This window comes from Poseidonocella sp. HB161398 (assembly GCF_005870025.1).
Lineage (GTDB): Bacteria > Pseudomonadota > Alphaproteobacteria > Rhodobacterales > Rhodobacteraceae > Mangrovicoccus.
On the sequence record NZ_VATA01000001.1, the window covers coordinates 37373 to 51165 of the forward strand.

At 70.4% G+C, this 13793-nt stretch carries 12 protein-coding genes; all 12 read right to left on the reverse strand.

Features of this window, described 5'->3' with window-relative positions; all coding sequences use genetic code 11:
* Positions 1-9: 9 nt before the first annotated feature.
* The 12 genes from FGX59_RS00170 to FGX59_RS00225 all read right to left on the reverse strand — a co-directional run bounded on the left by FGX59_RS00170 (position 10) and on the right by FGX59_RS00225 (position 13616).
* Positions 10-507: a GNAT family N-acetyltransferase gene (locus FGX59_RS00170; RefSeq protein WP_206078257.1), complete on the reverse strand. Its 498-nt coding sequence runs from the start codon at positions 505-507 to the stop codon at positions 10-12.
* The gene (locus tag FGX59_RS00175; protein ID WP_138464246.1) at positions 504-1589 is read right to left on the reverse strand and encodes an AbrB family transcriptional regulator; all 1086 of its coding nucleotides are present in this window, start codon (positions 1587-1589) and stop codon (positions 504-506) included. The genes FGX59_RS00170 and FGX59_RS00175 overlap by 4 nt, the downstream gene beginning before the upstream one ends.
* Positions 1590-1595: 6 nt before the next feature.
* A complete protein-coding gene (locus tag FGX59_RS00180; protein ID WP_138464247.1) occupies positions 1596-2924 on the reverse strand; it encodes an amidase in 1329 nt (442 codons plus the stop codon).
* Positions 2921-4318, reverse strand: a complete 1398-nt coding sequence (locus FGX59_RS00185; protein WP_138464248.1) for an amidase — start codon at positions 4316-4318, stop codon at positions 2921-2923. Before FGX59_RS00185 ends, FGX59_RS00180 begins: the two co-directional genes overlap by 4 nt.
* 5 nt (positions 4319-4323) lie before the next feature.
* The gene (locus FGX59_RS00190) at positions 4324-5166 is read right to left on the reverse strand and encodes a hypothetical protein (protein ID WP_171060433.1); all 843 of its coding nucleotides are present in this window, start codon (positions 5164-5166) and stop codon (positions 4324-4326) included.
* Entirely contained in the window at positions 5150-5812 is a 663-nt protein-coding gene (locus FGX59_RS00195) for an isochorismatase family protein (RefSeq protein ID WP_138464250.1), read from the reverse strand. The genes FGX59_RS00190 and FGX59_RS00195 overlap by 17 nt, the downstream gene beginning before the upstream one ends.
* A gap of 67 nt (positions 5813-5879) precedes the next feature.
* Positions 5880-6965 (reverse strand): ABC transporter substrate-binding protein, encoded by a 1086-nt coding sequence (locus tag FGX59_RS00200; protein ID WP_138464251.1) that lies wholly within the window; start codon positions 6963-6965, stop codon positions 5880-5882.
* 71 nt (positions 6966-7036) lie between these two features.
* Complete coding sequence (locus FGX59_RS00205; protein ID WP_138464252.1) at positions 7037-8107, reverse strand: ABC transporter substrate-binding protein; 1071 nt, start codon at positions 8105-8107, stop codon at positions 7037-7039.
* A 61-nt stretch (positions 8108-8168) separates the two neighbouring features.
* Positions 8169-10166, reverse strand: a complete 1998-nt coding sequence (locus tag FGX59_RS00210) for an ATP-binding cassette domain-containing protein (RefSeq protein ID WP_138464253.1) — start codon at positions 10164-10166, stop codon at positions 8169-8171.
* Complete coding sequence (locus FGX59_RS00215; RefSeq protein WP_138464254.1) at positions 10166-11089, reverse strand: ABC transporter permease; 924 nt, start codon at positions 11087-11089, stop codon at positions 10166-10168. The genes FGX59_RS00210 and FGX59_RS00215 overlap by 1 nt, the downstream gene beginning before the upstream one ends.
* 5 nt (positions 11090-11094) lie before the next feature.
* Positions 11095-12129, reverse strand: a complete 1035-nt coding sequence (locus tag FGX59_RS00220; RefSeq protein WP_138464255.1) for a leucyl aminopeptidase — start codon at positions 12127-12129, stop codon at positions 11095-11097.
* 11 nt (positions 12130-12140) lie between these two features.
* Positions 12141-13616: a 4-hydroxyphenylacetate 3-hydroxylase N-terminal domain-containing protein gene (locus FGX59_RS00225; protein WP_138464256.1), complete on the reverse strand. Its 1476-nt coding sequence runs from the start codon at positions 13614-13616 to the stop codon at positions 12141-12143.
* Between the last annotated feature and the right edge of the window lie 177 nt (positions 13617-13793).

Sequence of the window (13793 nt, forward strand, 5' to 3'; positions counted from 1 at the left end):
TCCGGCCGGTCAGGGACCGCTCCAGTCCGCGCGCAGGAGCGCCATCAGGTGGAGATCCGCCAGGCTGCCATCGGGCAGCCGCAGCACCTGCCGCATCAGCCCCTCCTCGGCGAAGCCGCAGCGCGCGTAGAGGCGGCGCGCGGGCAGGTTCGAGGGCAGCACGTCGAGCGCGATCCGCGCGACCCCGGGCATGGCGAAGACCTCCCGGCAGATAGCCTCGAGCGCCGCCCGGCCCAGCCCCCTGCCGCGTTCGGCCATGGCGAAGCGCGCGAGCGTCACGTTGTTCGGCCGCTCCGCGTCCTGGCGGAGCACCGCGAAGCCCGCGGGCCGGCCGGCCTGTTCCGCGATGACATAGCGGGTTCCGGGCGCGGCCATGGCGCGGGCATGCGCCCCGGCCGCGAATGTGCCGACCAGCGCGGGATAGCCCGGCAGCCGCTCCACCGACATGACAAAGCCGATATCCGCGTCCGAAGCGGTGCGCAGCGCCATCTCCGCGGCGCTGCTCACCGCGGCACCGCCCGGCGCTCGGTCAGCTGGACGAGCCCGCGGGCCACGAAGGGGCCGAGCCCCGCCACCGCGAAGAGCCGGAGCGTCTGCAGCATCATCACGAAGGTCACGTCGGCATGGGCGTTGACCGCGATCAGCGCGATCGAGTCGATGCTGCCCGGCACCGTGGCCAGCAGCGCGCTCATCAGATCCACGCCCGCAACAAGCGACAGCAGCCCGCCCGAAAGCGCGCAGAGTGCCATCAGCAGGAGCGAGGCGGCCACCAGCGCGGGCAGCGCCCGGACCCCGGTGCGGACCAGCTCGGGCGTGACGCGCAGCCCGATCTGCGCGCCGAGCGCCAGGAAGGCCAGCGCGATCAGGACGGGCGGCAGGCTGACATTCCAGCCCGCGATGCCCATCGCCGCGGCAAGGCACATCGGCACCAGCGACGCCCCGGCCGGGAACCAGCGCAGGTGCCGCGCCGCCGCCACCCCCGCGAGGCAGGCGCCGAGCACGGCGAGGGTCGAGCCCGCATCGGGCGCCGGCCCCGGCGAGACGGGCATCGCCGCCGCGCCCGAAAGGAACATCGCCGCGACCACCATGGTGGCGATCACCACCATCAGCCGGACCACCTGGATCAGCGCCACCAGCCGGCTGTCGAGCCCGCGCTCATGCGCAATGGCGATCACGGTGCCCGCCATGCCCGGCAGGAAGCCCCAGATCGACACCTCGCGGTCGATCGCCGTCCAGCGCCCGCAGGCCAGCCCGACGATGCAGGCGGCCGCGAAGGTCAGCACGACGAAGGCCAGGACCACGGGCAGGTTGCGGCCGAGCCCGGCCAGCACCTCGGCATCCAGATGCGTGGCGATCAGGCAGCCGAGCACGCCCTGCCCCAGCTGGTGCGCCAGCTTCGGCATCCGCGCGGGGCTGCCCGCCTGGGCCAGGGCCGCCCCCGCCAGGATCGGCCCGATCAGGAGCCCAGCGGGCAGCCCCGCCCGGGCCAGGACCTGCCCCGCGGCCAGACCCGCGGCCGCGAGCAGCGCCCAGTTGAGCCACAGCGGCTGCGCCGCCAGGCCGCTGCCGGTCTCGTTTGCGTTCTTCATGTCGTCTCACACCTGCGCCGGGACCGTCCCGGCCAACCGGGGCCGCGCCTCGAGCCCCGCCGCCCGGAGGCGATCCTCTACCGCCGCGGCCTGCCGCAGCAGCCGCGCATCCTCGCCGGGGCGCCCGGCGATCTGGACGCCGACCGGCAGCCCGGCCGGGCCGAGCCCCGCCGGCACCGTGACCGTCGGCAGGCCGAGCAGCGTCCAGCGGATATTGTAGGCTGCCGGACCGGTGGCGGCGAGCCCCCGCGGCGCTTCGCCCGGGGCCGCCTGGGTCATCAGGAATTCCGCCCCGCCGAAAAGCGCATCGAGATCGCCGAGCGCCCGGTCCCGCGCCGCGAGCCCCGCCTGCCAGCGCGCCGCGGTGATCCCGTCCTGGCGACGCAGGAAGGCATGGGTCGCCGGGGCCAGCCGGTCCCAGTGGAGATCGCGCTCGGGCGCGAGCGCCGCAGACGCCTCCCAGGCGAAGACATCCGCCTGGGCCGGGCCGAGCGCCTCCCACCAGGCGGGCGGCCGGACCTGCCGGGCCGCGCCGAGCACCGAGGCCGCCCGCTCGGCGACACCCGTCTCTGCCGCGGGCTCGTGGGCGGGCAGGAAGAGCGCCATCGGCGCCAGCGGCAGGGGCGCATCGGGCACCGCCATCTCCGGCCGCCGCATCGCCACCGAGGCCAGCAGCGCCAGGTCGCGCAGGTCGCGCGCCATCGGCCCGACCACGTCGAGCGAACTGGCCAGCGGCTTGACGCCGTGCCGCTCGATCAGCCCGGGCGAGGGCTTCATCCCCGCCACCCCGCAATAGGAGGCCGGGCGGATGGTCGAGCCCGAGGTCTGCGTGCCGAAGGCCATCAGGCAGAGCCCCGCCGCCAGCGCCGCGGCGCTGCCCGAGGAGGAGCCGCCGGGGGTGCGCTCCGGATCGAACGGGTTCACCGTCGGCCCCGGCGCGGCGGTGGCGAATTCCGTCGTCACCGTCTTGCCCGCGATGAGCGCGCCCGCCTGCCGCACCAGATGCACGACGGGCGCGTCGCGGGCGGGCTGCCAGTCCGCGGGATAGGCGGCCGAGCCATGGCATGTCGGCAGATCGGCGGTGTCGATCACGTCCTTGACGCCGAAGGGCACGCCCGCCAGCGGCCCCGCGGCGCCCGACGCAGCGGCGCGGCGCAGCGCCTGCGGATCGTGGCAGGCAAAGGCGCGGAGCCAGGGCTCGACCGCCGCGATGCGCGCGATCACCGCCTCGGCCACCGCCTCCGGCGCCAGCGTCCCGGCCCGGACCGCCGCCGCCACGCCCCGCGCCGTGGCATGTCCCTCCGCGATGTCGCGCGCGGTCGCTGCCGCGCTCATGCCACGGCCTCCGCCAGGGCCGGGCGCCGGTGCGCCCAGGGACGTGCCGCCTCGAGCTGGCCCGCGAGCTGGTAGAGCAGCGCGTCGCGGCCATAGGCGGCGCCGAACTGCACCCCGACCGGCAGGCCCCCGGCGGTCCAGTGCAGCGGCACGCTCATCGCCGGGCAGCCCGAGGCGTTGAACACCGCCGTCAGCGGCGCATGCGCCCAGAACCGGTCGAAGAAGGCCTCCGCCTCCATCCCCTCCCCGGCCAGCCAGCCCAGGGGCGGCGCGATTTCCGCGGTGGTCGGCGACAGGTAGAGGTCGAATTCCGAGAAGAACCGCCCCATCGCCCGGCTGGTCTGGTGCAGCAGGCTGACCGCGCCGAGATACTCCGTGCCCGGGACCGCCTGCCCGCGCCGCACCCAGTCGGCATTGACGGGCTCGAGCAGCGCCAGCGGGTCGGCGATGCCGCGGGCGCGGGCGAAGGCCGCCACGCCGCGGGCCACGGAGACGGCGGAAATCGTGAACCAGGCCTCCTTTAGCGCCTCGTTGCCGTAATCCGGCCGGGCGATCTCCACCTCGTGGCCGAGATCGGCGCAGAGCGCCGCCGCCGCTTCGGCGGCCGCGCGGCAGTCGGGCGCCCCCGAAAGCTCCAGCCCGATGCGCAGCTTGCCCGGCGCGCGCACCACGGCCTCGGCGAAGCGGCCCCCGGACGGCGGGCAGGCCCAGGGATCGCCCGTATCCGGCCCGTGGGTGGCGTCGAGCATCGCGGCATTGTCGAGGACGCCGCGGCTGATCGCATGCGGGGTCGACATGCCGGCGATGCCCTCGGCCTGGGCGGGGCCGACCGGATTGCGCAGCCGCGAAGGCTTGAAACCGAAGACCCCGCAATGCGCCGCGGGCACCCGGGTCGAGCCCGCCCCGTCCGAGCTCTGCGCCACCGGTACGATCCCCGCCGCCACCACGGCCGCGGCGCCGCCCGAGGATCCGCCGGGGCTGCGCGACAGGTCCCAGGGATTGCGCGCCGGGCCGTGGAAGGCGCCCTCGGCGGTGAAGCTCAGCGCCAGCTCGGGCGTGTTGGTGCGCCCCATCGGCACGAAGCCCGCCGCGCGCAGCCGCGCGCCAAGCGTGCTGTCGGCCGGGCTGACCACATCGGCATGGAGCCGCGAGCCCGAGCTGACCGGCGCGCCCTTGATCGCCACGCCGATATTCTTCAGCAGCAGCGGCACCCCGGCAAAGGGCCCGTCGAGCGTTGCGGGCATCTGCGGCGGGAAGTCGTGCACCACCGCGTTCAGCGCCGGGTTCGCCGCGCGGATCCGTGCTGCCGCCTCTGCCACGAAATGATCCGGGGCCACGTCGCCCGCACGGACCGCCGCCGCCATCTCCAGCGCGCTCAGAGCATCATAGTCCATCACCGTCATCCTTCCTGTGTCTGCGTCCCGGCGCCCGCGAGGAGGCGCAGCGCCGCGATCTGTCCCGCTGCCCCGGCAAGGCGGCCGTGCCGGCCCGAGAGATGCAGCGCCGCGCGGCCGATCGGCTGCCCTGCCGGACCGAGCGCCAGCACCGGCCAGAGCCCGTCCGGCGGCAGGATCTGCAGCGGGTCGAACCCGGCCTGCCCCTGGGGTCCCGTCTCTGCCAGCGCCAGCTCGACGGGATGGCCCAGCAGCGCCTCCGCCTCCGCGATCCGTCCGGCGCGGATCGCGCTGCGGATCCGGCTGGAGGAGATGCGCCGCCCCTCCCGGGCGCAGCCCACATCCGCCACCGGATTGACCGAGAAGCCGTGCCGCCGTCCCGCCTCTGCCAGCTGCGCCATGTCCCCGGCCCTGCCCCGGCCGAAGCGGAAGCCCTGTCCCGCCACCACCGCCGAGACGCCCAGCCCGCAGGCCAGATGCCGCGCCGCGAAGTCCCCCGGGGCAAGCGCCGCGAAACCGGCATCGAAGCGGGGCGCGTAGATCACCTCGGCGCCGGCCCCGGCCAGCAGCCGCGCCTGCACGGCGCCGGTCGCGATCCGGAACCCGGCCTCGCCGCCGAAGAAGCTGCGCGGATGGGGATCGCATTGCATCGCCGCCAGCGGCACGCCCCGCCCCGCGGCCAGCGCCGCGCCCTTGCGGAAGAGCGCCAGATGCCCGGGATGCAGCCCGTCGAAATTGCCCAAGAGCAGCACCGCGCCGCGCAGGTCCGGGGGCGCCCGGCGCGTGCCGTCGAGCACCGGCGGCGCCGCGGCCACCGGCCTGCCCCGCAGCTCAGGCCAGGGTCGCATACCAGCCGAGCACCTCGTCCACGCCGACGCAATCGGCATATTTCTTGTGCATGTCGTAGAGATTGGCGAAATGCGGGCTCTCGTGCAGATCGGCCACGCATTCGACCGGCACGATCGTGCGGAAGCCGCGCGACAGGCTGTCGACCACGGTGGCGCGCACGCAGCCCGAGGTCGAGCCGCCGGTGACGATCACCGTGTCGATCCCGTGGTGGATCGCCAGCGAGGTCAGGTGGGTCTCGTAGAAGGCCGAGGGCATCTTCTTGTTGAGGACGACATCGCCCTCCACGACCTCCAGCCGGGGGTCGAGCGCGGCGCGCGGCGAGCCGATCTTGATGTTCTGCAGGCTGTCGGGCGTGTCGGTGCGGGTGCCGAACATGCCGCAATCATCGCCCGAGGGTGAGAAGGCGACATAGGTCCACACGACCGGCAGGCCCAGCCGCCGGGTCTCGGCGGCCAGGCGGTTGACGTATTCGGTCTGGCGCGGGTCGGTCTCGTAGGCGGTCGCGTAGGTGCCGGGCTGGGTATAGGCGCATTGCAGATCGACATTGATCAGCATCGGCCGCGTGCCGAAGCCGTAGCGCGGGCGGGCGGGGTTGGCGCGCAGATGCTCGAACATCTGGCGGGCGGTCATCTCGGACAGTTCCATCGGGGCTCCGGGTCTTCGGGTCTTGATCGGGGGAGCCAGGGCCCTGGCGGCCCCGGCAGGGGGAAACTCAGGCGCGGCTCAGCCAGTCGAGCCAGCGCGGCTGCACTTCCGCGGTGTTCGCCGCCCACCAGGCCTCGTCGATCTGCAGGTTGCGCGCGGCATTCGCCGGAAAGCCCGGCAGCTGCTCCTGCATGTCGGCGGGGATGTCGCCGTAGATCGCGGTATTGGCGACCACGAAGGGCAGCGAGGAGGCATAGGCCAGCATGCCCTCGGGCTGCATCATCCAGGCCAGGAGCTTCTGCGCCTCGGCCCCGCCGGGGGCGCCTTTCGGGATGGTCCAGTAGGACTGCTCGACGATGCTCTCGTTGAAGGTGAAGTCGATCCTGCCGCTGCGCTTCTTCTCTTCCAGCGTGCGCGCCAGGCTCGATCCCATCAGGTCGACCTCGCCATTCTGCATCAGCACCGCCCATTGCGAGGTCTTCTGCACCCAGAGGTCGATCTTGGGCTTCAGCGCGTCGAGCGCCTCGAAGGCGGCGTCGATGTCGATCGGGTAGATCTCCTCGGGCGGCACGCCCGCGGCCATCAGCGCGATCTCGAAGGAGGGGCGCGGCTGGGCATAGAGCGCGCGGCGGCCCTTGAACCGTTCGGTATCGGCCCATTCCGTCCAGGTCTGCGGTCCCTCGGCGCCGAAGAGGTCGCTGTTCCAGGCGATCACGGTGGAGAAGGCGACCGAGCCGATGCCGTAGTCCTTGGCGACCTTCGGGTCGATCGTCTCCTTCGGCACCAGCGAGAAGACCATGTCGTAGTCGATCGGCTGCAGCAGCCCCTTCTCGATGGCCAGCTGCATCTGCGTGCCCTCGGTGTCGACCAGGTCCCATTCGACATTGCCGACTTTCTCCATGACCTCGAGCTTGGCCATGTCGGGCAGCGAGGTGGTCGAGACATCGACGCCCGAGACCTCGGAGAACGGGTCGAACCAGATGCGCTGCATCTCGTCGGAATAGTGCCCGCCCCAGGTGCAGACCACGAGGCTGCCCTTGCCCTTGAGCGCCGAATAGTCCTGCGCGAGCCCGGGGCGCAGCCCGGCGCCGAGCGCCAGCGCGGTGGCGGCGGTGCCGCCGAGAAAGCCGCGCCGTGTGGTGAAATCGGTCATGTCGTCCTGTCCTTCTGGATGTCGCTGCGATCTGCGGAAGGCCCCGGGCGGCACCCCGCCCGGGGGACGGGTCACTGGCGGCTGAGCCAGTCGAGCCAGCGGGTCTGCACCTCGGCATCGTGGTCGAACCACCACTGGGCATTGATCCGCATGACGTTCTTCGCGTTCTCCGGCGCGCCGGGCAGCTTGGCCAGCGTCGCCTCCGGCAGCCCGTCGAGCGCGGCGGTATTGGCCATGCCGTAATAGGGCAGATCCGACAGCGCGGCGCGCTGGCCCTCGGCGCGCATCATCCAGGCGACGAGCTTCTGCGCGTCCTCCACGTTCGGGGCGTTCTTCGGGATCGTCCAGTAGGACTGCTCGACGATGCTCTCGTTGAAGGTCAGCGCGAAGGGCTCGCCCTCTTCGATCTGCGCCATGGTGCGGGTCAGGCTGGAGCCCATCAGGTCGACTTCGCGGTTCTGGATCAGCACATCCCATTGCGAGGTCTTCTCGACCCACAGATCGACCTTGGGCCCGATCTTGTCGAGCGCCTCGAAGGCGCGGTCGATGTCGATCGGATAGACCGCGTCCGGCGCCACCCCGTCAGCCATCAGCGCGATCTCGAGCGCGGGCTTCGGGCGGGCATAGAGCGCGCGGCGGCCGGGGAACTTCTCGGTGTCGAAGAATTCCACCCAGTCCTGCGGGCCCTCCTGGCCGAACTCGTCGGTATTCCAGGCGATGACGGTCGAGAAGGCGACCGAGCCGATGCCGTATTCCTCCATCTGCGAGGGGTCGAGCTCGGCCTCGGGGACCAGCTGGAAGATCAGGTCGTAGTCGATCGGCGCCAGCAGGTCGTCCTTCATCGCCAGGAGCATCTGGTTGCCCTCGAAATCGACCACGTCCCATTCGACATTGCCGACCTGGTCCATGATCTTCAGCTTGGCGACATCGGGGATCGAGGTGAAGGACACGTCGATGCCGCTCTCGTCGGGGAAGTCGCCGTACCAGGCCTTGTGCATCCGGTCGACGGTCGGGCCGCCCCAGTTGTTGACGATCAGCATGCCGTCGCCCTGGAAGGCCTCGGGCGCCTCGGCCAGCGCGGGGGCAAGCGGCAGGAGCGGCAGGAGCCCGGCGAGGAGGGCCGTTCTTGCAGTCAGTGTCATCTTGGTCTCCATGTTGGGGGGAACGGGCCGTTCTGCGGCCTCTGATCGGGAATGCGGGGCCCTAGCGGGCCATCGCGTGGGACATCTCGGGCGCCCAGGAGAGGCGGCGGCGCTCGCCCGGGGCGGGCGGCGCGATGGAGCCGTCGAGCGGACGGGTCACCACCATCGGGCCCAGCTCGGTGTCGAACTGCATCCGCAGCAGGCTGCCGAGGAAACGGGCTTCGGTCACGGTGCCGTCCACCGCCCAGTCGGGGGCCGCGGGCGCGTCGATCTGGATCGCCTCGGGCCGGACGCAGAGCACCGTCTCGCCCGAGCGCGCCGCGGGCAGCGGCAGCGAGCGGCCCGCGGAGGCCAGCCGGTCGCCCGCGGCCGCGCCGCGGAAGAGGTTGGATTCGCCGAAGAAATGCGCGACGAAGCTGTTGGCGGGCTTGAGGTACAGATCCCTCGGCGTCGCCACCTGCTGGATCCGGCCCTCGTTCACCACTGCCACGCGGTCGGACATGTTCAGCGCCTCTTCCTGGTCATGGGTGACGAAGACCACCGTCTGGCCGAGGCTCTGCTGCAGGCTGCGGATCTCGCGCTGCATGTCGACGCGCAGGTTCCGGTCGAGCGCGGAAAGCGGCTCGTCCATCAGGAGCGCCCGCGGCCCGAAGGAGATCGCGCGGGCCAGCGCGATGCGCTGCTGCTGCCCGCCCGAAAGCTGGCTGATCCGGCGGTCGGCATAGTCCTGCATGTGCACGCGCGACAGCGCCCAGGCGACGCGGCGGGCCTGCTCGTCCTTCGGCATCTTCCGCGCCCTGAGCGGATAGGCGACGTTCTGCGCCACCGTCATGTGCGGGAAGAGCGCGTAGGACTGGAACACCACGCCGATGTCGCGCTGGTGCGGCGGCACGCGGGAGATGTCGCGGTCCCCCAGCATCAGCCGCCCGGCATCGGGCGAGATGAAGCCCGCGATCAGCATCAGCAGCGTCGTCTTGCCAGAGCCCGAGGGGCCGAGGATGGTCAGGAACTCGCCCGGACGGACGGAGAAATCCGCCTCCTCGACGGCCGCCTTGCCATTGTAGAACTTGCTCAGGCGGTGGAAATGGATGCCGTAGCCATGCTGGTCGTCGTCGTTCATCTTGACTGCCTCCGTGACGGTCGGGCCGGGCCCGGCATCGCGTGCCGGAGCGGCTTGGGGCGCGGGGACGCCGGTATCGGGGACCAGACGCTCGGCCGTGGCCGCCGCGCCGAGGGAGCGGGGCGGACGCCGTCCCGCGCGCGCCTTCGCGGCACGCGCCCAGAGGCTCCAGCCGCCGAAGGCCGCCAGCACCAGGAAGAGCTGCAGCGAGGCGATCGAGGTGATCGACTTGTCGAGCCCGTTCTGGCTGAGGCTCTCCCAGATCTTCCGCGGCAGGGTCTCGAAGCGCGGGCCCGCCAGGAGCTGCGCCAGCACCACCTCGTCGAAGGAGAAGACGAAGGAGAAGACCGCCGCGGCGAGGATGGCCGGGACGAGAAGCGGCAGGATCACCTCGAAGAGCGTCCGGATCTGCGAGCCCCCGAGCGAGGCCGAAGCGCGCTCATAGGCCGGATCGAGGCTCGCCAGCCGCGACATGACCGGCATCACCACGAAGGGCAGCACCACCACGGCATGGGCCAGCGCCAGCGGCCAGACAGAGCCCAACAGCCCGTTCCGGGCGAAGACGATGTAGAGCCCGACGCCGATCACCATCAAGGGCACGATCATCGGCGCGATGAAGAACATCTTCATCACCTTGGCCAGCCCCGGATGGCGGATCCGCGAGATGCCGATCGCCGAGGCGGTGCCGATCACGGTCGCGAAGAGCGTCGCCAGCAGCGCCACCTTCAGCGACAGCCAGGCATCGCGGCCCCAGCGGGGATCTTCGACCAGCCCGCGGTACCATTCGAAGGAGAACTCCTTCGGCGGGAAGACGATGGCATTGCCCTTGCCGAAGCTGATCGGCACCATCAGCAGGATCGGCAGCATGACGAGCACCAGCATCGCCCAGCCGTAGATCTTCAGCGCGGCCAGCGCGCGCCCGCGGATGAGGAACTCCATCAGCGCCCTCCCCTGTCATAGATGCGGTCGATGCCCGAGATCCGGTCGTAGAGGACCAGCAGCCCGAGGCAGAAGACGAGAAGCAGCATCGAGGTCGCGGCCGCGAGCTGCAGGTTGCCCAGCGTCTGGATCTGGTCGCGGATCGCCAGCACGATGGTCGGCGCCCGACCGCCGCCGAGGATCGCCGGGGTGATGAAGAAGCCGAAGGCCAGCGTGAAGACCAGCATCGAGCCCGCGACCAGCCCCGGCAGGCTGAGCGGCAGGTAGATCTCGCGGAAGACCCGCCCCGGCGTGGCGCCGAGGCTGAGCGCGGCGCGCACATAGGCAGGGTCGATCGCCTTCATCGCCGGGATCAGCGTGATCACCATGAAGGGCAGAAGGATGTGGATGAGGCCGATATAGACGCCGAGCTTGTTGTAGACGAGCTCCAGCGGCTGGTCGATCAGGCCGGTATTCACCAGCAGGTTGTTCACCACCCCGCGGCGCTGCAGGATGATGATCCAGCTGAAGGTCCGCGCCAGGAAGCTGAGCCAGAGCGTGACGAAGAGGACCATCCCCATCCAGGCGCCGAAGCGGGAGCGGATGTTCACCATCAGATAGGCCAGCGGATAGGCGAGAAGCGCGCAGGCCAGCGTCGTGACCAGCGCCAGCTGCAGCGTGAAGCCCAGGAGCCGCAGGTAGACCGGCTGCATCAGGTCGCCATAGCCCTTCAGGCTGAACCCCTCGGAGCTGCCGCCGCCGAAGCTCATCCACAGCAGGACGAGCAGGGGCAGCACGAAGGCCAGCGCCATCACGGCCATCGGCACCGCCATCAGCGACAGGGTCAGCCCGCGCTGCTGGCGCTCCCAGGCGGTCGGGCCGTGCCGCCGCTCCTCTGGCTGGAGCCGGGCGATCCCGGCATCGGAGGCGTCGATCTGGGTCATCCGCCTCAGACCGCCATTTCGGGGATCGCCACCCGGCCCCTGTCGATCACCGTCACCCCGTCGAGCGACAGCGAGGTCTTCCTCAACGGCATGTCGAGATGGCACATCGTGTCGTTCTTGCCGCCCAGCTCGGTATTCGGGCCCAGCGAGAACAGGACATTGCCGTAGTAGCTCAGCGAGTTGACGCTGATCTCCTCGGGGCGGGTGCGGGTGATGGCGCGGTGGAACCAGGTCGCGCTGTCCAGCAGCCCCCAGCCGATATGGCTGATCGCATAGGCGCGCGGGTCGCGGAAGCTTTCCATGTAGTCGCGGATCAGGGGCGCATCCATGCCGTCGCCCTCGATCCCGGTGACCTTGCCGCCCTCGATGGTCAGCTTGACCGGGCTCTCGATCATCCGCTGGAAGGCGGTGACGGTGTCGCCGGGCATCAGCATCACCGTGCCCTCGACCATGCCGTCATGCGCCTGGCTAAGCACCTGGCCGGTGCCCATGTGGTCCCAGCGTCCGGGCGTGTCGGTATAGCCGTATTGCGTCATCACCCGGTAGCCGCCCATCTGGAAGGTGGCGTCGGTGCCGGTCTCGGACCAGATGCGCAGGGTCTTCGCCCCGCCCAGCATCTTCTCGCCGACCTCGATCCGGCGGCGCAGGTCGGGGTTCGGGAAATTCGCGGCCAGCACGTCGAAGGGCTCGCGTACGAAGAGCATCCTTGCCCCCGCCGCGCAGATCTCGTCCTGCTCGGGGGAGAAGAGCGTGCCCATCACGTCGATGACGAGGTCGGCCTTCTTCAGCGCCTCGATCACGGGGCGGTTTCCGGCGATCGCCGTGCGCCCGGTGGTCTGGCGGGCCGAGCGCTTCTCGCGCAAGGGCACCGTCACCTGGAAGGGCGTGGCCCCCATCTCGCGCGCGGCGATCAGGAAGGCCTTGGCGTAATCGGCGCGGATGTCGTCCTCGCACAGGACGATCACCGTTTCATGCGGCTTCAGCGCGCAGAGCTTCAGCTGGTCGGTGAAGAGCTTCACCATTTCATGCTGCGTGGCCATCTTGCCCCTCCTCAGCCGATCAGCGCGGCGCGGCGCGCCTCGGTAACCATGCCCGCGGTGTCGAATTCCGAGACCAGCCGCTCGCGCATCCGCGGCGCGGGGCTGGCGTTGACGTTCTCGAAAAGCGCGACCCGGCCTGCCAGCGACGAGCAGGTGAGATCCCAGATGAAGTTCATCACATGCTCCTTCTCCATGCCGGTGACGCCCTTGCCCGGCAGCAGCTCCTTGAGGTGGTGGCCGATTTCGGGGTTCTCGAAGGAGGCCCGGCCGAAGCGCATGACCAGCCCCTGGCCGCACATTTCCTGCAGCACGTGGATGATGTGCGGGTAGTTGCGGATCGCATAGAGCCGCCCCGTGGTCAGCATCATCACGTCCGGGCACATCACGCCGCTTTCATTGAGCTGCGCGTTGGCCTCTGCGGCCAGCACGAAGGCCTCGAGCGTGCGGTTGTACTCGATGATCTCCGCCAGCATCGAGCGCACGGCCGGGATGCCGCCGGTGCCCAGCATGTCGACGACCATCTGCGCGCAGCCGACGAAGATCTCGGATTTCACCTTCAGCCGGGTCAGCACGTGGTAATGCGCGAAGATCGTCGCCTTGCCCGAAATCTCCAGCACATGCTCGTTGCCGAGGTTGAAGATCCGGTCCTTCGGCACCCAGACGCGGTCGAAGATCACCAGCTGGTCCGCCTCCTCGCCGCGATGGGTCAGCGGGTGGTCGAACGGGTCGGCGCCGGGCTCGGAGAGCATCTCGCGGCTGACCAGCTTGATGCCGTCGGAATTGATCGGCACCGCGCCCCAGATCGCGGCCTCTTTCGGGGTGCCCGGATAGGCGAGGTTCGAAAAGAAGATCTCGTTGGTCTGCGCAGCGATGGAGCCCACGGATTTCGCGCCCGAGATGCGCACCCCGTCCTTCTCGACCTCGACCACGCGCAAGAGCGACGCCGCCTGCGCCATCGGCGAAGAGCGGTCATTCTGCGGGCCGGTCAGGCTCTCGGCGCAGGTGATCGAGTTCATCCGGCCATATTCGACATAGGCCTGCACGTTCTCGGCGAAATCGGGCTGGCAGTCGCCAAAGGCCGACTTGAAGTCCTTGAAAAGATGCAGATGCGCGAGGATGCCGACGGCCAGCGTGGGCCCGAGGTCGATCGGGCGGCCGAAGGTGCCCACCGTCTTGCGCGAGGTGTATTCCATCATCTTCCGGCGGCCGACCAGATCCCCGATCGTTTCGGGCACCTGCCAGGAGCGGCCGGTGACGAGCCCGGACTTGCGGTCGAGCACGGTGGTCGCCTCGGCGAATTCCTCGGTGAACTGGTCGTCGAACATCGAGGCCATCATGTCGATCCCGGCCTCCAGCGCGGGCTCGTCGGTGACCTTCTCCAGCTTGCGGCCGTTCACCCAGAGCCTGCGGCCGTCATCGAGCGACGCCTTGAACTCGGCGCCGGTCTTGAGCGCATGGGCCGGCATGGTCTTCGTCATCTGGTTCATTCGATTTCCCTGTCAGTAATCCGGGTCGGTATTCCGGGCGACCGCTGCCGGACCAGTGCCGGCCAAGTCGGGCCGACTTTCAACCATCTGGTGCATCCGGTAGTTTGGTTACTCAACCAAAGCGCCCCGATCCCGGAAAAGATAGGCACCAGATGCATTTTCAAAAAAGTGGAAGTT

What these genes read in the sequence shown, in the direction of transcription:
- FGX59_RS00180 (WP_138464247.1), bottom strand. Translation starts at nt 2,924, where the DNA reads ATGAGCGCGGCAGCGACCGCGCGCGACATCGCGGAGGGACATGCCACG.
- FGX59_RS00175 (WP_138464246.1), bottom strand. Translation starts at nt 1,589, where the DNA reads ATGAAGAACGCAAACGAGACCGGCAGCGGCCTGGCGGCGCAGCCGCTG.
- FGX59_RS00205 (WP_138464252.1), bottom strand. Translation starts at nt 8,107, where the DNA reads ATGACACTGACTGCAAGAACGGCCCTCCTCGCCGGGCTCCTGCCGCTC.
- FGX59_RS00195 (WP_138464250.1), bottom strand. Translation starts at nt 5,812, where the DNA reads ATGGAACTGTCCGAGATGACCGCCCGCCAGATGTTCGAGCATCTGCGC.
- FGX59_RS00190 (WP_171060433.1), bottom strand. Translation starts at nt 5,166, where the DNA reads ATGCGACCCTGGCCTGAGCTGCGGGGCAGGCCGGTGGCCGCGGCGCCG.
- FGX59_RS00210 (WP_138464253.1), bottom strand. Translation starts at nt 10,166, where the DNA reads ATGGAGTTCCTCATCCGCGGGCGCGCGCTGGCCGCGCTGAAGATCTAC.
- FGX59_RS00220 (WP_138464255.1), bottom strand. Translation starts at nt 12,129, where the DNA reads ATGGCCACGCAGCATGAAATGGTGAAGCTCTTCACCGACCAGCTGAAG.
- FGX59_RS00200 (WP_138464251.1), bottom strand. Translation starts at nt 6,965, where the DNA reads ATGACCGATTTCACCACACGGCGCGGCTTTCTCGGCGGCACCGCCGCC.
- FGX59_RS00215 (WP_138464254.1), bottom strand. Translation starts at nt 11,089, where the DNA reads ATGACCCAGATCGACGCCTCCGATGCCGGGATCGCCCGGCTCCAGCCA.
- FGX59_RS00225 (WP_138464256.1), bottom strand. Translation starts at nt 13,616, where the DNA reads ATGAACCAGATGACGAAGACCATGCCGGCCCATGCGCTCAAGACCGGC.
- FGX59_RS00185 (WP_138464248.1), bottom strand. Translation starts at nt 4,318, where the DNA reads ATGGACTATGATGCTCTGAGCGCGCTGGAGATGGCGGCGGCGGTCCGT.